The following is a 26,861-nucleotide window of genomic DNA, read 5'->3' on the forward strand; positions in this document are numbered from 1 at the left end:
TGAATAAATAACTTAATAACGTAGAAGTAATTGCTCTATTGTCGATAACAGAACTTTAACATGCTCAAAACGAGTATGTGGATTAAGTAACGTCAGCTTCAATGTGGTTTCACCACCCCGCCGAGTAATTCCTAAATTAGCTCTTCCTTCATCAAACAGCAATTGAGCAATAAATCGATGTACTTGTGTACTATCCTTGTTGCCTAATGCTGATTTTTTAATACGAAACAGTACACTCGCTATTTGCGTTGAATTAACCAGTTCAAAATGTTCTGACTGTGCAATATAATTTGCCACTTGCTGGGCAAGATCAACCGAATAATCAACCATTTCGCCATATTGTTGAGCACCTATACTACGGAAACTCATCCATAATTTTAAAGCATCAAAACGCCGAGTTGTTTGAATCGATTTACTCACTAAATTAGGTACACCTTCAAGCTCATCTTCGATTGGATTAAGATAATCATCATGTCGTCGAATCAACTCATAATTGGCTGCCTCTTTTAATACAAAAGCACCACAACTAATCGTTTGTAAAAACTGTTTATGAAAATCTAAAGCAATCGAATCAGCTAGCTCAATTCCCTGCAAACGGTCACGATATTTATGAGAAAAGAGTAAAATGCCCCCCCAAGCAGCATCAATATGTAACCAGACTTGGTGCTGCTTAGCCAATTGTGCAATCGTTGTAATATCATCGATCGCTCCAGTATCGGTTGTTCCAGCCGTTGCAATAATCGCAAATGCTTTTTTACCGTTGTTCTTTAACTGGTTCAATTTAGTAGACAATTCATCGACAATCATTCTGCCACCATTATCACAAGAGATGGTAACAACAGCAGCTTCATCAAATCCTAACAATAACATCGATTGTTGTACTGAAAAATGGGCTTGCTCTGAACAAACAACAACTAAATCTTGCTTTGAATAGTTAGTATAATGTTTTAAACAATACTCTCTGGCTAATAGTAAACCCATAAAATTACTTTGCGTTCCACCACTGGTAAATATCCCGGCATCACCTGTCGGGTAACCAATATGTTGACGTAACTGGGTAATAATATGTTCTTCAAATAACGTCGCAGATGGACTTTGATCCCATGAATCCATCGATTGATTTGAAACATTAATTAGTACTTCAGCTAATTGTGAAGCTAAAGTCGTTGGGCAATGTAAATGAGCAGAACAGAGAGGATGATGTACTTGTAAAGCATGTTGTAAAAAGTGTTCTTTAGCTTCACGTAACGCCTGTTCATCGCCGACACCTTGCTTTGGCAACATTTCAATTTGATTAAGTTGTTGCCGTAATTGAGGAATTGGTATGCCATCAAACATAGTATCAACAGTCAACCAATCAGCCGCTACATCAACCGCTTGTTTCATCAAAGTGCGGTATTGCTCCGCACCTTCTTTACCTGTTGCAGTAATTCCTACTGCAATATTATTTTCCATGATGACATCCTTATTTCGTAATTGTATTTAAAGCAATTTCTAAACGTTCAAGGACTTGCTTAACTTCATCAAGTGATAATGTTAATGGCGGAAGGAAACGTAATACAGCACCATGACGCCCTCCTCTCTCCGCAATTAATCCAGCACGAAAACAAGCTTGTTGTAATGCAACAGATAGCTCCGGAGCATAAGGTAAACTGCCTAACATATCAGTTTTACCCTGTACATCGACGATTTCAATCCCCAGCATTAAACCTCGACCACGGACTTCACCAATACATGGGAAACGTTTTTGTAGAGCTAATAAACCCGCTTTTAATGCATTACCAGCAACATTAACATTATCTTGCACACCTTGTTTAGTGATCATATCAAGGGTAGCAAGACCCGTTGCCATTGCGAGTTGATTGCCGCGAAAAGTCCCTGTATGTGCACCAGGTAACCACACATCTAACTCAGCACGATAAGCAACTAATGACATTGGTAAACCGCCGCCAATCGCTTTAGACATCACAATCATATCAGGAACGATACCCGATTGACCAAAAGCAAAAAACTCACCACTACGACCAATACCAGCTTGAACTTCATCTAAAATTAAAATAATCCCGAGTCGTTTGGTCACTTCACGAATACGTTTTAACCATTCTACAGGTGCAGGAATAACACCACCTTCACCTTGAATCGCTTCTAGAATGACGGCAGCTGGTTTAGTAATACCGCTCTCAACATCATCTAACATTCGTTCAAATAGGTTCGCTAAAGCTTGGGCACCCTGTTCCCCGCCAATTCCCAGAGGACAACGATAAGCATAAGGATAAGGCATGAATTGGACATAAGGCATTAATCCACCAATGGGATTTTTGGCACCTAAATTACCGGTTGTACTTAAGGTACCATTTGTCATACCATGATAACCGCCTGCAAAACTGATAATAGGTGTTCTTCCTGTGGCTGTTTTGGCTAATTTGAATGCTGCCTCATTAGCATCAGCACCTGTAGGTCCACAAAATTGTAGTCGCCATTCATCAGGATTGCCGGGTAGAAGATTAAGAACGGTTTCAGAAAACTGATCTTTTAGGGGAGTGGTTAAATCTAACGTATGCAGCGGAAGCTGACTTTCTAACACATCTTTTATTGCATTAATAACACTAGGATGATTATGTCCTAATGCCAGGGTGCCGGCACCGGCAAGACAATCTAAATACCTTTTCCCTTCGACATCAGTTAACCAAGCACCTTGTGCCGACTTAATTGAAATTGGAAATTTTCTAGGATAACTTCGTGCATTGGACTCGAAGTGTGATTGTCGATTTAAATAATATTGATTATCAAATGAAGATAATTGTGTAGTTCCCATGTCAAACCCTCTGTTGTAAAAAAAGTTCTACTGTGGAAATAAAAGTAACGTATGATTGAATTCTAACTATCCACCTAATGATACATTGTAATCAGATTTATTTAGGCAATAAACCTAACTTGGATTCAATTTTCTTTGTTCTTTTAATCTAACAGTAATGTTTGGTTATCAATGCCAAGATAGTACGAGCTTATGCTGTAATATCTATTGACCCTCCGGTTAATAAAATTAAATAAATACACTTTCGCTAATCATTAGCGCGGCTAATTGTGCCCTATAACTATCTAATTGGCAACGAAATAATACGGCTAAACTATCATTCAAAATTAGAGATAAAATTTTTATACTATAATCTGATAAAATAAGATTAATCATATTGAGAATAGTCAATCAAGTTAATTGCAATACGAATATTGGTTATTTGCACAGCAAAACAACTAAACATTAACCAATTAAATCACTTATATTAAAATTTTTATTGACTGAATAAATAAGATGGGTAAAATGCTCGCCATTCAAGACGCAATTATTTCATCGTAATCGCTTTTTGAGCCCGGGTGGTGAAATCGGTAGACACAAGGGATTTAAAATCCCTCGGCCTTTTTGGCCGTGCGAGTTCAAGTCTCGCCCCGGGCACCATTAATACCAATTCTTTATGCGGGAATAGCTCAGTTGGTAGAGCGCAACCTTGCCAAGGTTGAGGTCGCGAGTTCGAACCTCGTTTCCCGCTCCAATTCATAATGTATAAAGCTGTACTAAAATATACAACTTAATGATTTTTAATAAATAATTGGTTGTTTTTCATATACTGAGATGTACCTAAATATACCCACAGGTACTCAAATTTAGTACACTTTTTAGTACACTTCGAGTTCGAGCTAGTACACTTTTATCTTTTAAACGAATCTCTTATTTTATATAATAATTCTGCCTTTTAGTTTAATTTCTAAAGGAGAGTTTTATTATGGCTTTAACTGAAATTGCCGTTCGTAATGCCAAACCAAAACAAAAGCGATATACCCTCAATGATGATGAAGGATTAAGCCTCTGTGTGGCGCCTTGTGGTGGTAAATATTGGCACTTTAGATTCAGTTGGCAAGGAAAACAACCGAGAATCTCACTGGGAACCTACCCTGATCTTTCTCTGAAAGAGGCAAGATTAAAGCGTGATGATTACCGCCTGGATATTGCTAAAGGAATAGACCCTCGTCCAGAGCACCGTCGCAATGCACAAGCTAACATCGAAATGACTGATGAAGAGGGATATGAAACACACCATAAGACGTCATTGACATTGGAAATGTTCATCCCAAGGTGGAAAGCCCTAAAGTTTAAAAAATTGGGCATTGATGATCCCACGCGTCGTAACTCAACCAAAACGCAAATAGAACGTTATTTAAAAAAAGATATATTACCGACACTAGGTATTATTCCTATCGAGAAAATCACCCTGAGAGATATTCAGCAAGTTTTACGTAAAGTCGAGAACCGTGGCGCATTATCGATTGCCGAAAAGCTACGATGTTGGCTGATTGATATTTTTCGACATGCCATGCTCGATGGGTTAATTCAAACCAATCCAACCACGGATATTGGGTTTTTAGCCCTCCCTAAACCTGCCCCCAAAAATAATGCGCACTTAGACATGAAGGATATCCCTCAGTTTTTAGTAGCGTTATCCCGTTATCCGGGGGATATACAAACTAAACTGGCCCTCAAGTTATTGTTATTAACGGGCGTTAGACCGGGTGAGTTAAGGTTTTCAAAACCAGAGCAATTTGATTTAGATAATCAGGTTTGGACGATCCCCGCAGGCGAAATCAAACAATTTAAGCGGTTAGTGAACGCTGGACACGTTATTCCAGATTATGTTATTCCTCTATCGAGACAAGCAGTCAATATTGTCAGGGAGCTATTATCACTGCGTTATGCTAGTCAGCCCTATTTACTGCGTGGTCGAGGAAAACCTTATCAACCAGTGTGTGAGAATACTTTCAACCAAGGGATTAAACGCCTTGGGTATGATAAAAAACTGACCTCACATGGCTTGCGAGGAACGCTTTCTACAGCGCTCTATGAACTCGATTATGAAGGAAGATGGATTGAAGCTCAGCTTTCTCATCAGGATAAGAATCAAATCAGACGCGCTTATAATCATGCTAAGTACATCACACAGCGTCAACGGATGATGCAAGAGTGGGCAGATTTGCTTGATGAGTGGCAACAACTGGTTCAATGATAAGATAAATACAGTCAATGCTAATAATCCTTAACATTGACCGTTTAGAATAAAAATAACGCCTGATCCTTCAGGCGTGTTATTCGTTATTTTCAATTGTCTATCTCACTTAGATGCAAATCATGTTCATCTAATGCCCCGAGTGCTAAAGCTAGTTGTAGTTGTCTATCAATCAAAACATATAACAGAGTTTCTCGAAAACCCGCATCAGTGGTGTCTATGGCTGAACGGGTAGTTGCAATGCATTGCATAATGAGTTCATTAGGCTCGTGAGTAATGTAGTTAGCAAGATCTTTCATGGTTTCACCACCTTAGTAGGTGTGCCCAACTTGAAATGATAGTTGCGAAATAGTAAAGATCCTGTATGCTTATGGTTAGCCATCGCATTACCTCGTATAATGTTGTGGTTAGAAGCCTCTTTGTGTTGATGCACAATGGGGTTTCGCTAGTGATGCTTTTATAAGTGTCCGACACCAATATATAGTGAATAATCATACGATTCAAGTTTTTTGTATGATTTTCATATTTTTTCAAACATCTTACTGATTAATGAGTCTTTTAAATGCACTTTTTGAGGTAAATTTGTGGCAACAAAAAGTAAAAATAATAAATCCCGTCGTATTGACGTTCGTGTACCTCTCGAGCTATTTAATGAAATCGATCAATTCAAAAAAATAGATCAAAGCTATTCCAACTTTGTACTCGCTGCGCTAAAACATGAGATTGAGCGTCAAAAAAAGAATCTACGTTAAACCCTGCCTATGTGAATGCTCTTAACTGATATTTTGTGATTCATTTGCGTTTTTTTACACTAAAATCTATTGAAGTTCGTATTTTATGCTGTATATTTATACATGTTCATTTTTTTACCACGATCATTAGAAAAACAGTGGTGATGTTCTTTAGTTTGTTTTTTAGGAGTACTTTCTTGCACAAATCCTGTTGTATTGTGCTTGGCCGTGTTGATGCCGCTACAATAAACCTTTTACCGTTGGTAGATACCCCAGTTAGAGCAGGTTTCCCCTCACCTGCTGATGATTATTTGGAAGCGAAACTCGATTTAACTGAGCATTTAGTCAAACACCCCAGTGCGACGTATTATATTAGAGCCATGGGCGATTCAATGGTGGATTATGGTATTTATAGCGGCGATTTATTGATTGTTGATCGTTCTTTAGAGCCACACGTGGATGATGTGGTGATTGTAGCTATTGATGGGGAACTAACCTGTAAATGCCTTGGTGTAATAAATGATCAATATCATTTATTAGCTGGTAATGCGCTTTATCCACCGATCCCCCTAGCCGGTAAAGAGGTGCATATTTGGGGGGTCGTGATTTATACCATCCATTCCTTACGAGGTCGTGGGCATTCGTGATTGGGTTGGTGGATTGTAATAATTTTTATGCCTCTTGTGAGCGGGTGTTTAATCCAAAACTTGAAGGACAACCGATTGGTATCTTATCTAATAATGACGGCTGTGTCATTGCACGATCCAATGAGTTGAAGCCACTTGTCGCTATGGGTATGCCTGCCTATCAAATTTCACCGAGTATCCGTAAACAAATCACTTTGTTGAGTTCTAATTATGAGTTGTACGGTGATATGAGTCAGCGCGTATTTGATACAGTCCGGGCATATACGGCGGAGGTTGAGCCCTACTCCATTGATGAAGCCTTTATTACGTTGGTAGGGTTCTCTGATGTTATTTCACATTGTCAAACAATAAGGGCTAATGTTAAACGCGATACAGGTATCCCCGTCAGTATTGGTATTGCTTCCACACGAACCTTAGCCAAAGTGGCCAATCATATCGCTAAAAAGCACTCCGTTTACCAAGGCGTTTATTATTTACCAGACGATGAACTTTTGCTATTTGAGGTTTTAAAGCTATTTCCTGTGGGTGAGGTATGGGGCGTTGGAAGGCGTATTGTAGAGAAACTACACGCGTTAGGCATCTATACGGCGTGGGATTTACGACAAGCAAATATTAAACAAATCAGGCAGCAGTTTTCTGTGGTACTCGAACGTACAGTAATGGTGGATAGGCTACACTAATTAGTACCAGTTTTATAAGGTCATTGTTATGATAATCCAAAAACACAAGAAAGGAGCAACAATGACACAACATTTAAATCGAAAAGAAAAGCGTAGTTTTAGTCATGAGTTTAAAAAACAGATGGTTATGCTACATCGAAATGGCAAAAAGCGAGCAGACATCGTTGCTGAGTACGATTTAACTAAATCAGCATTAGATAAGTGGATAAAACAATACCAAGAAACGGGTTCATTTACAGCGCAAGGTAATCGAAGTCATGAGGAGAATGAACTGATTGCCTTACGCAAAGAAAATAAACGCTTGTTAATGGAGAATGATATCCTAAAGCAGGCAGCGTTGATAATGGGGCGAAAATCGCATTAATTTCGCAGAATAAGCATCGATATAGCCTACGAAGTTTATGTCGATGTTTGCACGTCACCCGAAATCAGTTTTATTATCAACGACGAATGGTACCGTATCAACAAAATGAAACACTCTGCGATAAAGTAAGCGAAGTATTTGACCTAAATTATCGTGTTTATGGTACAAGACGCTTGCAAGCAGAGCTGAAACGGCAAGGTATAGCATTATCGAGACGGCGAATTGGTCGAATAATGAAGGAAAAGGAATTAGTCTCAAAATATACCTGTAAAAAATACCGTATTGATGCTGAAAAGAGTAATGAATCAATCGTGAGCAATGCGCTTGACCGAGAGTTTGAAGTGGGTCAAAAGCGAAAAGTTTTGGTAACTGATTTAACCTATGTAAGGGTAAAACAGCGTTGGAATTACCTGTGTATTATTGTTGATATCCGTAATCGAGAGATAGTCGGACGAAGTGCTGGCAGAAATAAGACAGCAGAGCTTGTGATGCAAGCAATAAGCCAAATACCCATGGACTTACATGATGTTGATTTATTTCATTCTGATAGAGGAAAAGAGTTTGATAATCACCTGATTGATGAATGTTTAACGACATTTGGTATTACACGTTCGTTAAGTTATAAAGGTTGCCCGTATGACAATGCGGTTGCTGAAGCAACATTTAAAGCCGTAAAAACCGAATTCGTCTCAAATGGTGTATTTGATTCGCTTGAACAGTTGACGTTACAATTTAATCATTATGTTGATTGGTTTAATTATACTCGGCTTCATTCAACATTAAATTATCAAACACCCGTTGAGTATAGAAATAGATAATGACCTTATCTTTTTGGTACTAAAAGGTGTGGACATTCCATGGAGTTGCAAGGTACGCCTTGTATTGAGCTGGATGATGTGTCTACACCAAAACAAAATATTATGACTTCGCGTAGCTTTGGTCAGTTAACCAGTGAGTTATTCGATTTACAAGAAGCGATTCGCGTGCATGCTAGCCGAGGGGCTGAAAAACTCAGAAAGCAAAGTTCAGTGACGGGGGCGGTGCAGGTCTGTTTAAAAACCAATCGCTTTCGTGAGGACCTGATGCAATATTTTCCGTCTATCGTGGTGCCACTCCCCTCACCTAGCGATGATTCACGATTGATTGTTCAAGCTGCGCAAAAGGGTTTACAGGCCATTTATAAAAAAGGTTTTTTGTTTATGAAAGCCGGCGTGATGTTATTAGATTTACAAGCGAAGAACACCGATACGCAGTTTGATTTGTTTACGGCTTCACAAGATGCAGAGCAAAAAGAGAAAAACGATAAACTAATGCAAACCCTTGATGCGATTAATCAGAAAATGGGAAAAAATACAGTGCAGTTAGGCAGCGCTAGAAAAAAAGCCCCTTGGCAGATTAAACGAGAATTTCTGAGCTCACGTTATACCACGCGGTGGGATGAACTACTCATCGTTAAATAGTCATTTATTCTGATGGTATTGTATTATAATATTAATCATACTGATGAAATAATCGATATAATTATAGGGGAATTATGTTAAAAAAATATTTTATGTTATTTGCTATTTTGTTTTTCATTCCAATTTGCTTTGCTGACAGTTTATCTAATGAACAAGCGAATAGTTTAGAACTAGCTGGAGTTAAGCTAGGAATGACAGAACCCCAGCTCATACAACTTCTTAAAAATAAATATAAGCTTGCCGACACTGACTTTATCATCAAAGAGCAACAAATGAAGTTACCATCATCAAAGCTTGGAGGGCAATCTTCAACCGTCGGCACAATCAAAACTTATCAGGTAACATTAGCGCCGAATAAGTCAATCGTATTAAGCGTTAGATTGGAAGAAGATATCATGCATCAGCCGGTTCAAATGGTTGTCTTTGGCGTTGATCAATCAATGCCCTGCACAGCTAAAGCTAAGCAAGAGGCTTATGAAGCATTAGTAAAACAATATGGTAAAGAACAATTTACAAATATTGTGGGTGATAAGTTATGGCATTTTACCGCAGATGATATGAATAAAAGTCGTAATACTTTATCATTATCCCCGTCATTGGATAAGGTCGAAATATCGATTGTTACCGATCAATACCGGCAACCTAAGATAAAGTAGCCTGCTTGGCTTTAAGCGCTATTGTATTTTATTTTTACTGGGCAGGTATTTTTGTTTAGATTCTTCTTTAGTACAACGAGATAAATAGTAGCAGGAGGGACACCAAGTTCCAGCTTTAATATGACCGGGGCTTGCCTGCCAAGTATGACCTAAATGACACAGCCAAGTCAGTTTAGTTTCTAAATTTTTGTAGGTCGTAGAGAGGCATTTTCCACCTCGTGCTATCGCCAGTTGTCGCATGTCCTCAATTGTATAGGTTTTACGGGCACAAAAAGGACACCAACGTCCTGCCCTGATTAAATAGGTAGCTTGTTTCCATCTATGTCCTTGTGCGCATTGCCACATCACCTTGTCACTCAGCATAGCATCATGCACCGCTAAACATAATCCTGCACGTTTCAACGCTAATGCTTGTAGTTCAGCTAACGGGCGGCGCTGTTGGTCATGGCAACACGTCGGACACCAGGTTTTAGCGTTCTTAATATTTTTGCCTGTGGTTTGCCACTCATGTCCATTAGCACAGTGAAAGGTGTATTTATCACAACCTCGAGTATAGGTTGTCGATAGGCAGGAACCACCTTGTTGTTTGGCAATTTGTTGCAAAATCCTGAGTGCCTGTTGTTGTTTGTGTTCTACGCTACACACAGGACACCATTGCCCTTTTTGGTATCCATCGATACTCATTTGCCAATTATGTCCGTATTGGCATTGCCATGTAAGACGTTGACGACTATTTTTGTAGTCTTTGGTTAAGCATTTGCCTTTTTTTTGTTTAGCAAGCAGCTCAATATCTTTCAATGAGTAGCGTAGATTATTAAAATAGCAGTCTGGACACCATTGACCTCGGTGTAGATGAAAAACTCGAAATTTAAAGATGTGCATGTTGCTACAGCGTATGTAAAGCTTACCGGTCTGGGTGAGTTCATCGGGATTGAGCCATTCCCCTCTCCATAAATGAATCAATTTTTTAATCGCACTACGCAGTGCTTTGGAATACTCGGGAGTACTTTGTCCTTTAGTAATTGGCCACTTAGCAAGTAAGTATAGGATTTTTTGTTGTAAGGTGGATGGTGCATTTTTAAGAGCACTACCGCAATCAGGGGGAAGAGTGTATTTCATTATCGTTAATCCAAGCAAATTAGTTTTACCTGAGAATGCCTTAATAAATTAAGGCAATACCCCACAAATAATACGCTTACTTAGATTCAAATGAGCTATCGCGCATTCGAATACTGCTTGTTATTTCACGCCAGATCAGCATCAACTGCTCTTCAGTATACCCTTGCGTTTCATCTTCGGGAATTCTATAGGTCATTTCTATGCGTAATCGTGGCGTTTTATAGGTTGGATCAGTAATATGAATACCTAAGGTAAATATATAGTCTGTATCATCAGTATTATCGCCTTGAGGATCTTCAAAATATTTGCCTTTAACCACCCACTCTTCCAGTTTTAAACCATGGCTTTCACGGGTTCCTTTATAGATAGTATGCCCGCTACCTTGCGTAAAATAAGCTTCGGGCTTATCAAGTAATGCATAGTCATCGGCAAAATCATTAAATTCAAAATAGAAAGAAAAATAGTCAATACTTTCGTGCCGATAACCATAATTCATATCTTTCCATTCACGATCTTCTCCCTGCATAAAACTATTAAACATACAAAACCCCGGCGTGGTTGGGATAGTCAAATCATCGCGCGGCTTAATCCGATCAAAAAGTTTACGCAGCTCAATTAATTTTTGAGGGACATTGTTACCATATAAACGAGGAGAACTTAGACGATCTTCATCATATTGTTTAGCTAAACCATTACGCGCTTTCATCTCAATTTTTAAAGTTACTTCATCTTGCCAGAGGTATCCCTCTAAAATTCTGGATGCATCTGCTGTCCCTCTACTCTCCATCCGTTCAAAAATAATGCCTTGTATTTTATCCTGTTGATTAGTGTGCACGGGGTAAATCGCTTTTAAATAAGGGCTATCAATCGGGTCAACTGCCTTAGTATTTTTTAGCTCCTGCTGACGCAGAGCTATCATCTGTTTGAACGGCGGTAAATACTGCTGTTTGGTAGTAATGGTAATATCACCACTACTTTTGTAATAAAAGTTCCCCTCTTTATAAGCTTTAAATCCAACGGGAAGCTCGATTAAGTAAGTGCCAATACAGCGTGTAGGGGAATTTGAGAGTAACGCATTCACTGACTGCTGCTCTTTTGGTGGTAATGTAATCATTCGAATATCCTTGTTAAATGCCTGACAACTGCTCAATACGGCCAGTGCCAAAACACTAGCCATCAAACAGCCATGATATGTATTCAATTTAGGAAACCTAATCATTCAGTATTACCGCCTGCATCATATCGACAATCGCCCTAAGGGTAAAATCTTGACCAATCTGACTTCGATAAGCAGGCTCATGCTCAACGGGGAAATGCATCCTAGCGGTTAGATAACCCATTGGAATTTCACCCGAACGCTGCGGCACGGTGCCATCACCATTGCCGTCTGCGGGTAATAAGGTGTATTTTTCATTTACTGTACCATTTTGCAGCGTTCGACTTCCCGTTAGTTCCTTAAGATTGAGTCTGCTCGGGTCGCCAATATGGGCTGTCGACGGTGTTTTATGGCTATCGGTTATTTTTCCTTGCCAGTGCGCGGCTTGATACGTTAATGACGTTGGTTTAATCGTGTGAGTATCGTTTTCAATACCAAAAAAAGCATAAGTATTCGGGTGGTATTTATTAGGAATAGCCTTATTAAATTTTTTAACTTTATCTTTAACCATTACTTCATATCCATCCCAATCATCCTGCATCTGTCGTAGATTATGTTTGGTATTGAGAGGATTAATCAAATGCGGTTCACACACGCACCACCATTTATCTTTAGCTAAATAAATTTCTTCATATGGATCTGACTTTGGATAAGACTCCACTCTACCATTGGGCCCTTCAATGGTTAGCCAAGCCTGACTACCCGTGCCGTATTCTGGCGTGGGTAATAATTGCAATGGCCCTGGGGCCTGAGCACACACAGCAGTCATCTCAGCAGCGTCTTTGCCCAATACATTTTCGGTTATACCATCTTTTGGTTTGTTTAAAAAGGTACTGTTCACTTCTGTCCCTCGCTTCATTCGGGTGTAAGCAGCCACAGCCCCCGTTGCCGGCTGCACGCCATGAATCACCCCTAATACCTTAGCCTGACCGCCAAGCGCTTGAGTATAATAGCGAGCCACCAGTCCACCCATGGAATGGGTAATTAAAATAACTTTATCACACGTTTGTCCGAGTTTTTTATAATATTTTGGTAACGTCACATCCACGAGTTCCTGTAACGCCATCGCACTGTCCTCATTAGACTCAAGCCAATTATAGCCCATGGCATGCACCGGAAAATAAAAATGGTTACAATGCTTAATTTGTTCGTCTTCAGGTGTTAATGACGTTTTTGAACCTTTATCTAGCGTAAACATAGGGGCTTGGATTAATTTGTTCAGTGCTTGTAGCGTGTGGCCTTTTGGTTCAAATAAGCTTTCTTGGAGTTTTTCTAAAAACTCACCATAACTCATGTAGCCTACCGTCCCCCAACCACGCGCTTGCCTTGAACCAAATAGCTGGTTTTCCTGATTATTTTTTTTCGCCTCTTCAATTTTTTGCTGCCGCTCCTGCTTAAGACGCCTAACCTCGTTTCGATGAGTTTTGTCATTTCCTAATAAGAGTAACTGTGTGTCGTATTTTTGTTTAATACGCCCGACTTCTGCATCGAAAGCCTCGGTGATTTTGCCTCGATCATCAACCATTGTTTTATTCGGGTCAAGCTCTAATTTACGCGCCTTTGCATTACCATAATAGGGCAAGGCCCAACCAAGAACAGAGGGGGCACCATCTAAACGCCATACTTTTTTGGAATTAAATTTATCCGTTTTTTCTCTCAAATTACTGCCCATTACTCCCGGGATAAAAATAATCGGCACGATAAGTCGCTCTTTTTCAATAAATAGGGTGTGTAACGTATTATCTGACGTTGGCACGGTATTATATTGGAACGGCTGTTGTTGCTTTCTATCACTCATATTATCTCCACCTGTCCTATTCCGACACGAACTTTTTAGGGCTGATGAGTTGTACATAGATTTGCCCTTGATTACCACTCACAGTCAACTGTTCACGGAAAAACTGACCAACACTGCTACTTGCCATCGTTAGCACAAAGTACCTCGTTAATTTGCTTGGCCTTGCAAAGGTTAAATCAATATCATGAAAAGTGACACCACTCTGCCCACCCAACGTTAACTCATAACTTGCCATCGTTAAGTCTAATCGAGTTTTCTGATTTAATCCCGATATCCAAATATCCTTAACCTTTTTTGGCGCGAGTTGATTATAACTAAAAAGTTGCTTGATATCGGCTGATAACTCAGCCATATCCGAGACAATTAAGCGTCCTAACCACGCTTTTGCAGCCAAACCAGCCTTATTAATTAAGGATTCGCTTCCTAACAACATCGCGCTAATAAATTTACTGTGACTATGATAGGTACTATCGTCATACTGACACACCAACAGTAACGATAATTCGACTTCTTCTGAACTTTCGTGCATGTGCTCCATGAACACAACATAATCATTGATAGGTTCAGCTTTTAAATCCCAACGCTGAAAAATTGCGTCAATGAGGTCATCATCATCCATAAGTTCATGCGGTAGATAGATATGAGCCAAATATTTGTGATAATCAGCACATTGCTGCGCTAAATTTATCATCACTTCATCAAGAAACCAATACGGTTTTACCGATGCAGTACGATTGAACAAGGGTCTGGCTTTTTGTGGATATAGCGGGATTTTTATACTATCTGAGGTTAGAGCCTGTAAACCATCAGGTTCAGCACAAATAATAGCGTGGCCAAAAATTGGAACTTGTACTTTACTCCATGCTTGCCACTCATTTGTAATATGTTGCTGGTGTTGTATTATCTCTTGATTGCTAGCCATTAAATAACAATAATAAACCCATCGGCACGAAAACATCATCAGCCATATTGTAAAAGGTAACACAATTGCAAATAGCCAAAACAGTGATGTGTCGTTATCTTGATACAAAAAAAGCGTTATTACAAACCCCATGGCCATAATCAACACAAAGGCAATCCCCCATAAAAGATAAGATGGACGCTTTATTTGTTGTAAACTCGGTAATTCAGGAATATTCCATCCCATTAATGACACCTTCTTATTTATAATTGTTATCGTTTATTCAATAACCCATATTGATACCCTTTATTTTTTATTTTTAGCGTCAAGGATAATTTGTATTGGCTCCACAAACTGGCTAAATTGAGCGGGCAACCGTCCATCACTATCAGTCATCGTGACAATTTCAGTGTTATCTGCACGAACAATACGTACCGACTGATTTTCAACCACAGCATTATTATGTTGCCAACGCAGTTGTGAATTAAATACATAATGACTGCTTTTTTGCTCATTGGACATCTGACTTAAACTATCCGCATCTAATTTCTGCCAAGTCGCCGATTTATTGATAATATTATCGGGAGCACCAATTTCGACTGACCCATTAGCTAAACGCAAATAAGCACCGCCACAGGTTAAAATCAGCTCTTGTTTAGCTGAAATGACAGTGCGCCCTTGTTGACTCGTGATTAATATATCTTTTAATGCACTAAGGGACATTTCATCATTCTGAGCCTGAATATCCACTTTACCATGTGAAGCAAAGAGTTTAATACCCAGTTTTTGAGCAAAGATGCTGATGGCTTCACCCGCAGCAAGCGTGAACTTCCTGAGAATATTAAAATCTGTCTGGCCATGACTACTAACAATCACATTTTCACCCGCAGACAGTTGAATACTGTTAGGGGTCACTTGGGCAATCCCTTTTGGTGATGAAAGCAAAATAGCTGCTTCTTTTAAACCATCAAGTGAATCGACTAATAATTTTTTTTGCCTCTCTAAATCTGCCAATTCAGCTTGAGCTTGCTTAGCCGCATCTTGCAAAGACGACACTAAACTAATAGCTTTATTTAACTGTTCAGTCGCTTGTTGCATATTGAGCTGAGTATCTTGTGCTTTATATTGCTCATCGGCACTAATCAATAACCCCTTGCCAGCGCGAATCGCTCCCCACTCATCACTACGCAATTCAAACCCTTCACCGCGCTGTTCTTTATTCTGGTTAACTAAGTGACCGAGGTTAAGCTGGGTTTTACCGTATTCGGTGGCAAGTTTAATATGCTCTTGCCCCCGTTTGTCATCCATCCGCAGTTTATTATTAGCGGGCGTGCGAATGACATTACGGTGTTTGTTAGCCGTTGCAACATGGTCAGGATGAGTTGAGTCATGTAGCGCGTGGGCAATGTACGGCCTATCTGGATTACCTTCGGTAAACGCAATCGCAACGCCCGTACCGTCGATTAACGGGAAGTGAAAACCATAGGTATCACCTGAATAGGGTTTAGCTAATCGTACCCATAAGCTTTCTTCGCCGTTTTTCCACGTTTTTAGGTCAAAATCAAACTTAACCCGATATCTGCCTTGGGTATCAATATACCCATAGGTATCGTTATCCGGACTGGTGACCCTCGCAGGCAGTGTTCCCGCCACTTGCGGCCACGGTAACGGTTGTGGTCGATACGGTTTTAATACGTCATGCGGGATGGCGGTAAAGTGGCATCGATAAGACTCACTGCGGTCACCGTGACTCTGCGTTGAGAGAATAATAATCCCCTCGTGAATACCATCAATGGCACTACCATTGATAATAATCCGCTGACCCGGCATTAAGTTAAAGTCGTTACATTCCCCCTGAATAATCAGTTTTTGACTGAGGTGTGCCTCGTGACGAATTTTCGCATACCACTGACCGCTTTCGACGGTTAGGTCATCACCTTTACTTTTATAGTGTTCGCCGTAAAGGTAGTCTGTACCAACAGTTGTACTATCGTTGGGAACAGTGTTAATAAGTGAATACTGGTCTACCTCAGCGGTGCGGTAGTTGTAATCTTGGGTAATGACCTCTTTGGGCTGAGTGGTACTACTAAACTGTAAATCCCAGACACTGTGTTGTCTGCCATCAACCATACCACTTGGGGTTTTTAAAGCAATATGCCCCGCATCCTCAAGTCCCTGCTCGTAATCACTCAACACGAGCACATCACAATGATGCTCTGAGTGGCTTTCAAAACGGAACCAAATGCCGACATCACTAAGAAGACGCTGAATAAATTCAAGGTCACTCTCTTGCCATTGGGTAATAAACTCACGTGCGGAATAACTATCTTTTAACTCAAGACGATAATCCACTCCCGTAAAACCATGGCGGCGCAACACTTCTTCTACCACCGCAACTACACTTTGATTTTGGTATATGGCACTGTAGTGGTCATTGGCACATAATGCAAGGCGTGGCTGTAAAACCACTCGGTAACGTGCTTCATCTTTGCTAACGGCAAGCAAACTAAATTCAGTGATCACGCCATATAAAATACGTGATTGAACGGGCTTTTCAAGGGAACTGATTTTAGTTAGCTGCTTAGCAAAATTGGGGGCTTCAAACGTTAAAGACGCCGATTGGCTGAGCACGGCATGAATAGGGATCTGCTTGTCTGTACTGGTAAAGGTAATTTCATAGCGCCAAGGTTGGTTTAAAGCCTCATGCCCATCAAGCGATAACACGGATAGCCTAGTGCTAAGATTAAGCCCTTCAATTGTTAATTTATAATGATTATTGGCAACACTACTCACCACTGAGGCCAGCGTACCTGCCACTTGTTCTACCGTAGCCATATTATATTGATTCCCTATTATTATTTTTACTCAATATTTATTATTATTTATTTACTGAGTTATTTTATGAATGAATAACGATAAGCAGATTCGTTTAAATAAGATAGGTGATTTTTTAGAGTAGATCAATTATTTTTTCAAGGGCTCTACTATTAGCATGCGTTGCTTGTATTCGTAATAATTTTTAAATAAGGATTATTATAGACAATATCAGGTATAAAAATGGTTGGATCATTCAATAAGTAACCATGCACTTTTTTGGTACTTTTCGGCCCTTCAACCGCACAGATCCAAATACTGTGACCATCTGCTGTGCGCTTATGGTATTTGAGTTTTTCAAAGACTTTTTGCATGTAACGCCAGGCAGGAATTTTTTCGATTTTGGCTATCTGTTGCACCAGTGGAAATTCCATCACGTAGCGCATAAATATTCCAGGTGTAACAATAAAAATCGTCTCATCGACGGTGTGCACTAACGCTTGCGGTTCGTTCAGGATGAGTTTTTGGGTTAAAATGGCTTCTTTTAGCCACTGCACAAAATGCTCACCTGATGGTGAAAAATCATCAATTTGCTTCATCACTTGTTTTTCAGTTTCAGTAAACTCAATTATTGAGGACGTTATTTTATTATCGGTTCTTACGATTGGTGAAATAGCATTGATTGTATTTGCGATATCCTTCATTGAGTTTGATTCATCATCAATATTATCTTTATTCGCTATTAATGGTGTAGAGGACTCTTCTGGTACTTCTTGGTCAACTGTCTCATTGAGTTCAAGTAAGTCAAATACCGCCTCTAGACTATCCGCTGACGGTGCATTATTTGATGGTGCAATTACTTCATGATTAAAGGTATCTTGTGTCTGTTGCGCTATGGCTATTTTGCCTTGTATGGAATCAGCCGTAATGTCTATCTCTTCTTGAGTCTCTGTCGTTTTTAAATTAATTGTGACCGTTCCATCAAATGAAGATGGTTTCTCGTCTGGCCATACCAATGAAGGCTGATCTGCCCACATTTTAGTGGAGAGTTATTTTCAAATTATTAAATCATTTTTTCTTCAAATTGAACAGGTGATAAATAGTTTAAATATGAATGTTTTCTTACTCGGTTATAGTAAACCTCAATGTACCACAAGATCATCGATTTAGCTTGTGCCATATTTTCTAGTTTGTGTCGGTAAATCCATTCTGTTTTTAAGGTATGGAAAAAGCTTTCAGCCACCGCATTATCCCAACAGTTACCTTTGCGACTCATACTACACGTTAAGCCATAAGCCGTTAATATAGCTTGGTAATCATCGGAACAATACTGGCCACCACGGTCACTATGAACAATCACTTTACTTGGATAGCCCCGATGAAGCAAAGCCATAGTTAAGGCTTGACAAACTAGCGAGCTTTCCATATGCGTATCCATCGCCCAGCCTATGATTTTACGAGAGTAGAGATCAAGTACAATCGCGAGGTATAACCACTGTCCGTTCACTTTAATATAAGTTATATCGCATACCCAAGCTTGATTAGGTGTGTCCATGGTAAAGTGCCTATCTAAAATATTTTCAGCGACCGGTTTGTTGTGGTTACTGTGCGTTGTTTGTTTATACTTTTTGCGTTGTTTTGCTTTAAGGTGAAGCTTGTGCATTCGTCGACGAACTCGTTCACGTGATAAACAATAGCCTTCCTCCAAAAGTTCGACATGTAAACGCCGATAACCATAGAGATGCCGATGATCTTCAAATAGTGTTTCAATCTTTTTGTCAAGCTGCTGATTAAACACTGTTCTCTGAGACGGTAATCGCTTTAAATAGGCATAGTAACCACTACTTGACACGTCAAATAGATGAAATAAACGACGCTTAGATAGCGTGTTTTGCTTTTTAATAAATTCGTACCTTGCTATTTCAGGCTCGCAAAGTACTGAGCGGCCTTTTTTAGGATATCGATCTCCTTTTTACGTAGCTCAAGCTCTTTTTTCATCGCTTTATTTTGACGCTCAAGTTCGTGATAGTCTGGTTTTTTATTTGATTTTATCGCTTGATGGGTTGGTTTATTCATCGTTTGGTACATCCAATTACAAAATGTTTTGTAATTTATACCTAAATCATTGGCTGTTTGTCGATAAGTTTGTTCGCTATTTAGGGCTAAATTGATCGCTTCTTGTTTAAATTGGGGATCGTATTTTTTACTCATTTGAGACTCCTTTTTTGTTACTAAAAAGTCTCCACTAAACTAGGAGCACATCAGGCACACTATGACGGAGTAAAAGAAGGGAGTCTGTAATAAATAGAATTTGGCGTGGGGAATATTTTTATGTCATTTATCAAAGAAGCAAAAACAATTCATCTTAGTTAATAATAATGAATTTTAATCACAATATTAATACTTTTATTGTATTTTTAGATAGCTTTTATGTAAACTTCAAATTTACAGTACCGTGATAAAATCTAGCGATTAAACTATTAGACCTCCAATATTTTCACTGACAAAAATTTACAACTCAATTATTAGACCCCTAATATTTTCACTGACAAGAATTTGCAATCTAATTATTAGACCCCTAATATTTTCAACGATAGAATTTATAACTTAATTATTAGATTCTTAATACATTTACTAATAGAAATTACAGTATTTTATCTTTTTTTATATATTTTAAATGCTTTTAATCGATGATTAGCGATATTTATACCAGTTACAGTCAAATACATAATTTTCAGTTAAAATATACATCAATTAAATTCTCGATAAGTCGATTATGAAAAGAATCATTATATTTTTACTAGCTAGCAGCTTTATGTTTGCTAACATAGCATTTTCTAAAACCGATGTTGAAGCACTCACGAAAGAACGTCAAATGCAGCTTGCTAAGGCATTACAAGGTGATGCAATAGCACAATGGTATTTGGGTGTGACGTACTATAATGGCTACGGTGTTGACGTTAATTACGAAGAAGCAGCAAAATGGCTTGCCCTAGCATCAAAGCAAGGAGTGCATGAAGCACAATTAATTCTTGCCTACATGTATACCAAGGGTGAAGGCGTAAAAATAGATAACAATAAAGCCATCAGTCTATTCCTACCATCCGCAAATGACGGTGATGTCGGTGCTCAATATAATTTGGGGGTAATTTATTATAACGGTAAAGGGGTCAAACAAGATTATGTTAACGCATTAAAATGGTTCACGTTAGCGGCTATAAAAGATGATGAAAATGCGCTTTTTATGCTTGGTACCATGTACCAAGAAGGTATAGGGGTTGAAAAAGATCGCTATGCCGCCAAACAGTTTTACGGTAAAAGCTGTCATGATAAGGACTCTGAAGCCTGTAAACGATTTTGGGTTTTAGAAAATGAGGATGCTCAGCGATTTTTATCCTCTAAAAACTAGAGTATTCAATACGTTATTATTTACTGATCGCAAGTAGTCTTTTGAGATGATCAATATGGGCTTGGATTTTTTGTTTATCTTGTGAAGCTTTTAGCGGGGTTTCACCTGTTAGCAATGGTGATTGTTTAGTTGGTTGGTTGTTTTGTCTGACCACCAATAATTCGTTAAGCTCTCCCCTTATTGCTTTTTGTGCAATACCATACAAATAAGCCGCTGGATTATTAATTTTTTGCGTATGGCAGCGATCATCCCATTCACTGAGTACTTGCTGCTGTTCCTGCGCTGATAATTGCTGCATGATTTTTAAGATCCCCGCTTGCTGTGTTTCGTTCAAATTAAAAAACCGCGTTGGCATGTTATCTAGTAGTAGTATTTTTTTTATATTACTACTACTTATAGCCGGCTTCGGATTCCGAACAGGCTTATTTTTTAAGGGTTTTATACTGATTTCGGATTCCGAAATGGGAATTTCATGATTCCGAAGTAAGTCCGTTAAGCTTCCTTCGGATGGGTGAATTGTGGATAACGTTTGTGCTTTATGTTGTTCTACCGCGCGGTTTAACAATAATTCTAGTCTTGAGGGAAGTTGTTTGGTCATTAAGAACGGATCATTAGCGATATCCTCGACTATCTTGGTAGTCACCAGCTGAATGGCTTTACTGGCATGACTCATTGACTCACTCACTAAGGGGAGATAATCTTCATCAAGACGCATCGCTTCAAAAGGAGTTAACGGTGAATCATGCAAAATATAGAGGTTACTCTGTTTTGTGCCGTCTTTAGCCCGTCGTTTTATCACACTGAGCCAACGGGTAAGCCGTAGAATCGTCAAGGCTCTGGCCACTGTTTCAGTGGAGGCTTTCTCAGCACAAGGCATCGAGGTTAAAAACTGTTGCAGATAATCATAAGTTGGCGCGCTAATGCCCGTTTTCACATCAAAGCCTAATCGGATGATTTGCCAGGCATTACGCTCAAGCGGTGTTAAGCGTTTATCAAAAAAAAGTGCCCTTGGGACACTTTCCTGCTGATTGCCACTGTAGATAAAACCATCTTGTTTTTTAAAATCACCTTGCACGCTCATGGTATCTCAATCCATTTTTCCATCGCTTGCCAAATCATCGCCATTTGGATACCGTGTTTTTTCGATAAGATCATGCAGACTTTCGCCATATCGAGTGCATCGTTTTTATCAAGTTGGTATTGTTTGATTTTATCAACCCACTCACGCCAGAGCGTATGGTCTTGCTCTTCAGTGATTTCTTGCCAGCGCCCTTGTTTTTTATCAATGCCCTTGACACGTTTACGGAGTGCCACTTCACGCGGATCGAGGCCAAAGGCTTCAGCCAACAATTTACTGCTGGCACCGTATTTGAGCATCAGATCGATCATTTGAATTTCTTTATCGCTGTCTTTAACGCGGTTTAATAGGCGCCGCATCACTTCCGTATTCACTGTCACGCTAGACCAGCGAACAGAACTATTTATGAGTACACTGAGCATTTCTGGATCTTGGAGTAAGGTTAAATCGTCTTCACTAAATCCCATGTCTAGCGCTCGGCGCAATTGTCCATTCCGCAAATCAAATAGTAGCTGTGAGATAATGGCTTGATTGATTGGATGAGCTGACATTTTTCACCCTCCTTTTTTATTTCGTTAACTCAACATGTTGCCGTATTAGCCGAAATACGCGCATGAGCTTAATAAAGTTTGTATCATCAAGCCCGACTACCCCTGTATTTTCACTGTGTAATCCGGTCAGCAAGCTTATTAAATTCAATAGTGCGTCGTTCTTAATACTCAGTGGCAAAGCGTATAGCGTGCTCAATAAATCGATCAGTATCTGAGCTGATGGGCTCGCTGACGAGGATTGAATACACTGAAAACCCAACGCTTCATCACTCTGCACGATTAAAAGCTCATCACTGACCGCTTGTACAATTTCAGTAAGCAATAGCCCGATTGCTTTTCGCAATTCATCAAGATGGTTTAGCTCTTCAGGGATAGACCAAATATCAGAAATAGGATAAAGTGAACCTGCTTGCACCGCAATTGCTTGAATAATCGATTGCCCAGATTCAGGCTCAAGATGATGATTGTATTGCTCGATAAGCTGTTGTATCTGCGCAAGCCTTGGTGTTGTCTCTACGGATTCACTCATCGGTGGCAAAAAGGATGCGTCCTCTCTTGTCGTATCAAGGTCTAGGGGATTATGACTGTTTTGTGTCAACTCACTCGAGGTGTTTTTATAATTGTTAGGCGTGGCGTCAGCTGCTAAATTTCGTTGAGTAATATTGTTCAGTTTTTGTGAGAGCGGCCGCTTGGGCGCACTAATAGCAAGAATTTGATGTTCATCTAACTCAGTATCCAGTGTTTTTAGATTGGCTACCTTGGTTGCAAATAAACTGGCCTCATCAAAATCAGCGTCTATACGCTCGTCATCAACAGTGGATGGCGCTTCAAGTGAACGCTGCCTTACAAGTTTTTCGGTAAATTCTAATTCAATGAGTTCGTAGTGACATTCAAAGATGTTAGCAATTCGACCAATCAATTCATCTTGGTATTTGGTTAAATCAATCTCTTGTGTTTGAGTATTAAATACAGATAAAACTTCAACGAACAAATTATCAAAGGTATAGCTTTGTTCAGACCCATGGATACTTTTACTGTGTTTTTGCCACACAGATTTGGCTATTTTGCGCAAGCGTAAAATTTTTTCGATACTATTTCGACTTAAATTAAAGATAAGGTCAGGGATCACCGGCAATATAAAATTAATCGCTTCTTGCATTTGACTTATCGTCGTTTGACTGATGGGATAGCCGTCATGCGTCAACTTTTTGGCAAGTTGTACCTGGGTAAAATTAACCCCCAGTTCTTGGTGATAGATTTCAGCTGCTTTCATTACCCCTTGCGCACGTTCAATATACTTTAATCTACCGTGTAGATCACTTTCAGCCAGATGCCCTGTTAACGCGATAATTTCACTTTGCCATGGTCTAAAAAGCGTATGTATTCTAAAAAAACGCTCTTCTTGGGTTTCCTGCCACAGTTCCCATAAAATAGACAAACGTGTATTGCCTCCATTACGAATAATATAATGCCCTTCACCGGGTCTTCTGGTTATTTGCGGTGGTGCATCTAGCCCTCTTTCTCTTATTGATGATTTGATTTCCTTATATTTGGGATTACGGGTTGTTCTTGGGTTATGATCATAGGGTTTGAGTTGCTCAAGTGTCACACTCATTGGCGTATCTACGATAGGATCGGATAATTTATCAACCACACGGCCCGCTTTATTGAAGTTATTAGCCAACAGCTGCTCTACATTGTTATTGGTTATTTCAGACATCAGTTTCCTCCCTTTTCTGTCGCCGTACTCGTTGGAAATTGAATCAGTTTTTCTGCGGTATATTGTTTTGTTTCTAATAGGTATGCTGCACTGTAGATACTGGCATGCCCTTTGCGTTTGAGCTGGATATTACCTTTGGGTGATAATTTGACCTGCCACCCTTCCTTTAACGCAAAACAAATAAACGCATAGAGTTGTTTATTTTTTGAAGCAGCAAGCTGTTTAGGTATCATTGATCACCACCTTGTCCTGTCGTCCATTCAGACCCTGAAACTGAGTGAAATAGTGTGGAAATAATTCTTGTGCTAAACCGCGCATGGTGTCGATCGCCGCGGGAGCGAGTCTTCCAGATGGTTTTTTGCGTTCTATACGATGTGCGGGCTGTGCCAGTATCGGCGATTTGGTATAGGCTTCAATCGCAGGGATATAGGTTTTCAATAGCGAGAGCCCTTGTTGATGTTGAAATAAGGTTTCCAGCATGGTTTTAATTAGCTTGGCATTATTTGAGATGCTGGGTACTCGGTTAATTAATAGATGGATAGTCGGAATACTGATCCCCAAGTATTGTAATGGCTGTATCTCTTCAATGAGTTGCAGAGTACCACGGTTAAACTCACGCGCAGCTAATACTTCTGGGGTAATAGGTGAGAGTAAATGAGTAGAGGCGACAATGGCCATTTCCAGTAGAATACTGCGTGCGCCTTGGGTATCAATAATCACCATGTCATAGTAAGGTTCAAACATCGGCATGAGATTTTTTAGTCTAAAACGGCCATCAGGAGCATGAAGTAATAAGGTATTTAACTGCCCTTTGTCGTCATTGGAAAAGATTAGGTGAAGATTGTCGATGGTAGTATGAGAAACCAATTTGGTTAGCTTAGTTTCATTGGTTGAAATAAACTCATAAATACCGTAGCTTGCGGTATGGGTTAGTTTATAATAACTCGATAACGTAGGCTGTATATCTAAATCAATTAAAAGAATTCTCAGCCCTGCATCGGCCATAAAGCCACCCAGATTGGCTGCTATGGTGGTTTTACCCACTCCCCCTTTGGTAGATATCACTGATAGTACTTGCATAACACCTCCTTATTTTGTTATTCAATAACTAGTTATGTTGTGCTATACGCTCACTGACCCAAGCATTAATCTCATGTGAACTCCACCCTACCGCACGATCGCCTATTCGGTAGGATCTAGGAAATTTATTATTTTTCATCAACCGATAAATATAACACCGCTTATAACCGGTTCTTTTTTCAACCTCAGCAATACGAAGTATACAAGGCATGCCATTAGATGATTGGTGAGTAATGTTTTCTGTATTCATACGATATGCTCCATTTTTAGTCATCGTTATCTTGATAGATGAATAGCCTATTGAATCAGGTCCATTTTTCAGTAATAAATCGAAAATAGTGCTTGTTTTTTATAATGAAGGCTAACAATAGAATGTGCATTGTCGTTTTTGCAGGGTTATGTATTAAATGCATTGCTGTGCAAAAAACACATTGCTATGCATAAAAAGCAAAAAGGAATATTTCTTGATAATTATTATCTGTCCATCGTTTATAAAAACAATATGCCCAACGATTGGATTAATTTTGGATAAGTTGTTTGCGTTTTTTACATACCCATGCAAAAAACGCAAATGTAGAGTTAATTGAAAACAACATAAAATCATTTCACATCAGGTCTGATGTAATGTTGAGAGATATTATAAGCAACGAGTTATAAATACATTAACTAGCTTTTTAATCGCAATGATTTGTTCACACTGTGTTTCCCAATGCTGCTGATAGATTAGGTAAGTGTCAACCAATAAAGCAGGGACTATATGCCGAGTCACTATATGTTGGCTTTGCATATTATGGTACATCGTCTCTGTGACCAGACTGATACCATATCCAGCCATTACCAGGGATTGTAATACACTGTAGGACTGTACAAATCGTGTTGTAGAAGGTGAAAATGCTGTGTTATAAATAATTTTATGAAGTAAGGTATCTGGCTGAAATGAGATAAAGGGATATTGTTTTATATCCTCAAGCGATACCTCGGGCAATGATACTAAGGGATGTCGCTCACATAATAAAGCAATCAGTTTTTCTTGCCATAGGTGTTTAAACACTAAGGCATCCGATTCTTGACTCGGTTTGTGTAATGATAACGCAAAATGATACTGCCCGCTCTTTAAACCGTATAAGATATTTTGGTAGGATGCTTCGTGAATATTGAGCTGTGTTTGCGGGTAGTGTTCTTGATAAATACGAAGTAGTTCAGCCACGCGATACCCATCGATGTTAGGTGAAATGGCCAGTTCGATAATGTGTAATTGTTTTTGTTTAGCCATGTTGATGCGATGATTAATACTGTCAATAAGGTAAAAAATCTGGTTAGTCTCTTGTAATAGCATATGCCCATGCTCAGTTAATTTAAGCTGCCGTAAATGACGTTCAAATAAACTCATGCCTAGTCGAGATTCTAGGCTCTGTATTGCTCGACTTAGCGATGATTGATCTACATATAGTTTTGCGGCTGCATGCCCAAAATTAAGCTCTTGCGCAACTACTCTAAAATACTTCAGTTTTTTTAGATTCATACATCCACCTTTATATTTTTACATATTTTTTCCTTTAATAAAGACATGACATTTGTCTTAAACTTACTAACTTTTTATCAATCTGTTAGCAATTCTTTTTATAAGCTATTTTGATAAATAT

The 26,861-nt window shown here is 39.3% G+C and carries 26 protein-coding genes and 2 tRNA genes; 10 read left to right on the plus strand and 18 right to left on the minus strand.

Annotated features, from left to right (window positions below; translation table 11 throughout):
- Positions 1–12: 12 nt before the first annotated feature.
- Together RHO11_05160 and RHO11_05165 are read right to left on the minus strand one after the other, a co-directional pair.
- Entirely contained in the window at positions 13–1,455 is a 1,443-nt protein-coding gene (locus tag RHO11_05160; GenBank protein ID WVD62511.1) for an aspartate aminotransferase family protein, read from the minus strand.
- A gap of 10 nt (positions 1,456–1,465) precedes the next feature.
- Complete coding sequence (locus RHO11_05165; GenBank protein WVD62512.1) at positions 1,466–2,815, minus strand: diaminobutyrate--2-oxoglutarate transaminase family protein; 1,350 nt, start codon at positions 2,813–2,815, stop codon at positions 1,466–1,468.
- A 551-nt stretch (positions 2,816–3,366) separates the two neighbouring features.
- Here RHO11_05165 and RHO11_05170 point away from each other — a divergent pair.
- The 3 genes from RHO11_05170 (at position 3,367) to RHO11_05180 (ending at position 5,054) form a co-directional block, all read left to right on the plus strand.
- A tRNA-Leu gene (locus tag RHO11_05170) sits at positions 3,367–3,454 on the plus strand.
- Positions 3,455–3,472: 18 nt separating this feature from the next.
- Positions 3,473–3,548, plus strand: a tRNA-Gly gene (locus RHO11_05175).
- 231 nt (positions 3,549–3,779) lie between these two features.
- Entirely contained in the window at positions 3,780–5,054 is a 1,275-nt protein-coding gene (locus RHO11_05180) for a tyrosine-type recombinase/integrase (protein WVD62513.1), read from the plus strand.
- A 92-nt stretch (positions 5,055–5,146) separates the two neighbouring features.
- On the opposite strand, the gene RHO11_05185 is transcribed toward RHO11_05180, so the two are convergent.
- Positions 5,147–5,353, minus strand: coding sequence for a hypothetical protein (locus RHO11_05185; GenBank protein ID WVD62514.1), 207 nt, complete (start codon positions 5,351–5,353; stop codon positions 5,147–5,149).
- A gap of 285 nt (positions 5,354–5,638) precedes the next feature.
- On the opposite strand from RHO11_05185, the gene RHO11_05190 reads away from it, so the two are divergent.
- The 6 genes from RHO11_05190 to RHO11_05215 all read left to right on the plus strand — a co-directional run bounded on the left by RHO11_05190 (position 5,639) and on the right by RHO11_05215 (position 9,592).
- On the plus strand, positions 5,639–5,806 hold the full coding sequence (locus tag RHO11_05190; GenBank protein ID WVD62515.1) for a YlcI/YnfO family protein: 168 nt from the start codon (positions 5,639–5,641) through the stop codon (positions 5,804–5,806).
- Positions 5,807–5,982: 176 nt separating this feature from the next.
- Complete coding sequence (gene umuD / locus RHO11_05195; protein ID WVD62516.1) at positions 5,983–6,432, plus strand: translesion error-prone DNA polymerase V autoproteolytic subunit; 450 nt, start codon at positions 5,983–5,985, stop codon at positions 6,430–6,432.
- A gap of 8 nt (positions 6,433–6,440) precedes the next feature.
- The gene (locus RHO11_05200) at positions 6,441–7,112 is read left to right on the plus strand and encodes a hypothetical protein (protein WVD62854.1); all 672 of its coding nucleotides are present in this window, start codon (positions 6,441–6,443) and stop codon (positions 7,110–7,112) included.
- Positions 7,113–7,173: 61 nt separating this feature from the next.
- Positions 7,174–8,294 (plus strand): IS3 family transposase gene (locus tag RHO11_05205; GenBank protein ID WVD62517.1). Its coding sequence is split into 2 segments (ribosomal slippage): positions 7,174–7,468 and positions 7,468–8,294, totalling 1,122 coding nucleotides; the frame shifts between segments, so codons are not numbered across the junction.
- A gap of 39 nt (positions 8,295–8,333) precedes the next feature.
- Complete coding sequence (locus RHO11_05210) at positions 8,334–8,936, plus strand: DUF4113 domain-containing protein (protein WVD62518.1); 603 nt, start codon at positions 8,334–8,336, stop codon at positions 8,934–8,936.
- 74 nt (positions 8,937–9,010) lie between these two features.
- Positions 9,011–9,592: a hypothetical protein gene (locus RHO11_05215; protein ID WVD62519.1), complete on the plus strand. Its 582-nt coding sequence runs from the start codon at positions 9,011–9,013 to the stop codon at positions 9,590–9,592.
- A gap of 18 nt (positions 9,593–9,610) precedes the next feature.
- Here RHO11_05215 and RHO11_05220 read toward each other — a convergent pair whose 3' ends face one another.
- The 8 genes from RHO11_05220 to RHO11_05255 form a co-directional block, all read right to left on the minus strand.
- The gene (locus RHO11_05220; GenBank protein ID WVD62520.1) at positions 9,611–10,711 is read right to left on the minus strand and encodes a hypothetical protein; all 1,101 of its coding nucleotides are present in this window, start codon (positions 10,709–10,711) and stop codon (positions 9,611–9,613) included.
- 76 nt (positions 10,712–10,787) lie between these two features.
- The gene (locus RHO11_05225; protein WVD62521.1) at positions 10,788–11,825 is read right to left on the minus strand and encodes a T6SS immunity protein Tli4 family protein; all 1,038 of its coding nucleotides are present in this window, start codon (positions 11,823–11,825) and stop codon (positions 10,788–10,790) included.
- 97 nt (positions 11,826–11,922) lie between these two features.
- On the minus strand, positions 11,923–13,665 hold the full coding sequence (locus tag RHO11_05230) for a hypothetical protein (GenBank protein ID WVD62522.1): 1,743 nt from the start codon (positions 13,663–13,665) through the stop codon (positions 11,923–11,925).
- 16 nt (positions 13,666–13,681) lie between these two features.
- Positions 13,682–14,812, minus strand: coding sequence for a hypothetical protein (locus tag RHO11_05235; GenBank protein ID WVD62523.1), 1,131 nt, complete (start codon positions 14,810–14,812; stop codon positions 13,682–13,684).
- Positions 14,813–14,872: 60 nt separating this feature from the next.
- Positions 14,873–17,401: a type VI secretion system tip protein VgrG gene (vgrG, locus tag RHO11_05240; GenBank protein ID WVD62524.1), complete on the minus strand. Its 2,529-nt coding sequence runs from the start codon at positions 17,399–17,401 to the stop codon at positions 14,873–14,875.
- Between the two features lie 152 nt (positions 17,402–17,553).
- Positions 17,554–18,417, minus strand: coding sequence for a DNA-binding domain-containing protein (locus RHO11_05245; protein ID WVD62525.1), 864 nt, complete (start codon positions 18,415–18,417; stop codon positions 17,554–17,556).
- A gap of 26 nt (positions 18,418–18,443) precedes the next feature.
- Positions 18,444–19,301: an IS3 family transposase gene (locus RHO11_05250; protein WVD62855.1), complete on the minus strand. Its 858-nt coding sequence runs from the start codon at positions 19,299–19,301 to the stop codon at positions 18,444–18,446.
- Positions 19,298–19,591, minus strand: a complete 294-nt coding sequence (locus RHO11_05255; GenBank protein WVD62526.1) for a transposase — start codon at positions 19,589–19,591, stop codon at positions 19,298–19,300. The genes RHO11_05250 and RHO11_05255 overlap by 4 nt, the downstream gene beginning before the upstream one ends.
- Positions 19,592–20,195: 604 nt before the next feature.
- On the opposite strand from RHO11_05255, the gene RHO11_05260 reads away from it, so the two are divergent.
- Positions 20,196–20,789 (plus strand): tetratricopeptide repeat protein, encoded by a 594-nt coding sequence (locus RHO11_05260; GenBank protein ID WVD62527.1) that lies wholly within the window; start codon positions 20,196–20,198, stop codon positions 20,787–20,789.
- Between the two features lie 16 nt (positions 20,790–20,805).
- On the opposite strand, the gene RHO11_05265 is transcribed toward RHO11_05260, so the two are convergent.
- The 7 genes from RHO11_05265 to RHO11_05295 all read right to left on the minus strand — a co-directional run bounded on the left by RHO11_05265 (position 20,806) and on the right by RHO11_05295 (position 26,740).
- The gene (locus tag RHO11_05265) at positions 20,806–21,870 is read right to left on the minus strand and encodes an STY4528 family pathogenicity island replication protein (GenBank protein ID WVD62528.1); all 1,065 of its coding nucleotides are present in this window, start codon (positions 21,868–21,870) and stop codon (positions 20,806–20,808) included.
- Positions 21,867–22,418 carry a DUF2857 domain-containing protein gene (locus RHO11_05270; GenBank protein WVD62529.1) on the minus strand — a complete coding sequence of 184 codons (552 nt, stop codon included), beginning with the start codon at positions 22,416–22,418 and terminating at the stop codon, positions 21,867–21,869. The genes RHO11_05265 and RHO11_05270 overlap by 4 nt, the downstream gene beginning before the upstream one ends.
- Before the next feature lie 16 nt (positions 22,419–22,434).
- On the minus strand, positions 22,435–24,138 hold the full coding sequence (locus RHO11_05275; GenBank protein ID WVD62530.1) for a hypothetical protein: 1,704 nt from the start codon (positions 24,136–24,138) through the stop codon (positions 22,435–22,437).
- A complete protein-coding gene (locus RHO11_05280; GenBank protein WVD62531.1) occupies positions 24,138–24,371 on the minus strand; it encodes a hypothetical protein in 234 nt (77 codons plus the stop codon). Before RHO11_05280 ends, RHO11_05275 begins: the two co-directional genes overlap by 1 nt.
- Positions 24,361–25,218 carry a ParA family protein gene (locus RHO11_05285; protein ID WVD62532.1) on the minus strand — a complete coding sequence of 286 codons (858 nt, stop codon included), beginning with the start codon at positions 25,216–25,218 and terminating at the stop codon, positions 24,361–24,363. Before RHO11_05285 ends, RHO11_05280 begins: the two co-directional genes overlap by 11 nt.
- 28 nt (positions 25,219–25,246) lie before the next feature.
- Positions 25,247–25,468 carry an AlpA family transcriptional regulator gene (locus tag RHO11_05290; protein WVD62533.1) on the minus strand — a complete coding sequence of 74 codons (222 nt, stop codon included), beginning with the start codon at positions 25,466–25,468 and terminating at the stop codon, positions 25,247–25,249.
- Between the two features lie 387 nt (positions 25,469–25,855).
- Positions 25,856–26,740 (minus strand): LysR family transcriptional regulator, encoded by an 885-nt coding sequence (locus RHO11_05295; GenBank protein ID WVD62534.1) that lies wholly within the window; start codon positions 26,738–26,740, stop codon positions 25,856–25,858.
- Positions 26,741–26,861: the final 121 nt, after the last annotated feature.

This window comes from Orbaceae bacterium BiB, from assembly GCA_036251205.1.
GTDB classification, from domain to species: Bacteria; Pseudomonadota; Gammaproteobacteria; order Enterobacterales; family Orbaceae; genus Orbus; species Orbus mooreae.

Bases quoted from the DNA above. Each gene is read 5' to 3' on its own strand.
- RHO11_05160 (WVD62511.1), bottom strand. From the start codon at position 1,455: ATGGAAAATAATATTGCAGTAGGAATTACTGCAACAGGTAAAGAAGGT.
- RHO11_05165 (WVD62512.1), bottom strand. From the start codon at position 2,815: ATGGGAACTACACAATTATCTTCATTTGATAATCAATATTATTTAAAT.
- RHO11_05180 (WVD62513.1), top strand. From the start codon at position 3,780: ATGGCTTTAACTGAAATTGCCGTTCGTAATGCCAAACCAAAACAAAAG.
- RHO11_05185 (WVD62514.1), bottom strand. From the start codon at position 5,353: ATGAAAGATCTTGCTAACTACATTACTCACGAGCCTAATGAACTCATT.
- RHO11_05210 (WVD62518.1), top strand. From the start codon at position 8,334: ATGGAGTTGCAAGGTACGCCTTGTATTGAGCTGGATGATGTGTCTACA.
- RHO11_05215 (WVD62519.1), top strand. From the start codon at position 9,011: ATGTTAAAAAAATATTTTATGTTATTTGCTATTTTGTTTTTCATTCCA.
- RHO11_05220 (WVD62520.1), bottom strand. From the start codon at position 10,711: ATGAAATACACTCTTCCCCCTGATTGCGGTAGTGCTCTTAAAAATGCA.
- RHO11_05225 (WVD62521.1), bottom strand. From the start codon at position 11,825: ATGATTACATTACCACCAAAAGAGCAGCAGTCAGTGAATGCGTTACTC.
- RHO11_05230 (WVD62522.1), bottom strand. From the start codon at position 13,665: ATGAGTGATAGAAAGCAACAACAGCCGTTCCAATATAATACCGTGCCA.
- RHO11_05235 (WVD62523.1), bottom strand. From the start codon at position 14,812: ATGGGATGGAATATTCCTGAATTACCGAGTTTACAACAAATAAAGCGT.
- vgrG (WVD62524.1), bottom strand. From the start codon at position 17,401: ATGGCTACGGTAGAACAAGTGGCAGGTACGCTGGCCTCAGTGGTGAGT.
- RHO11_05245 (WVD62525.1), bottom strand. From the start codon at position 18,417: ATGTGGGCAGATCAGCCTTCATTGGTATGGCCAGACGAGAAACCATCT.
- RHO11_05255 (WVD62526.1), bottom strand. From the start codon at position 19,591: ATGAGTAAAAAATACGATCCCCAATTTAAACAAGAAGCGATCAATTTA.
- RHO11_05260 (WVD62527.1), top strand. From the start codon at position 20,196: ATGTTTGCTAACATAGCATTTTCTAAAACCGATGTTGAAGCACTCACG.
- RHO11_05265 (WVD62528.1), bottom strand. From the start codon at position 21,870: ATGAGCGTGCAAGGTGATTTTAAAAAACAAGATGGTTTTATCTACAGT.
- RHO11_05270 (WVD62529.1), bottom strand. From the start codon at position 22,418: ATGTCAGCTCATCCAATCAATCAAGCCATTATCTCACAGCTACTATTT.
- RHO11_05275 (WVD62530.1), bottom strand. From the start codon at position 24,138: ATGTCTGAAATAACCAATAACAATGTAGAGCAGCTGTTGGCTAATAAC.
- RHO11_05280 (WVD62531.1), bottom strand. From the start codon at position 24,371: ATGATACCTAAACAGCTTGCTGCTTCAAAAAATAAACAACTCTATGCG.
- RHO11_05285 (WVD62532.1), bottom strand. From the start codon at position 25,218: ATGCAAGTACTATCAGTGATATCTACCAAAGGGGGAGTGGGTAAAACC.
- RHO11_05290 (WVD62533.1), bottom strand. From the start codon at position 25,468: ATGAATACAGAAAACATTACTCACCAATCATCTAATGGCATGCCTTGT.
- RHO11_05295 (WVD62534.1), bottom strand. From the start codon at position 26,740: ATGAATCTAAAAAAACTGAAGTATTTTAGAGTAGTTGCGCAAGAGCTT.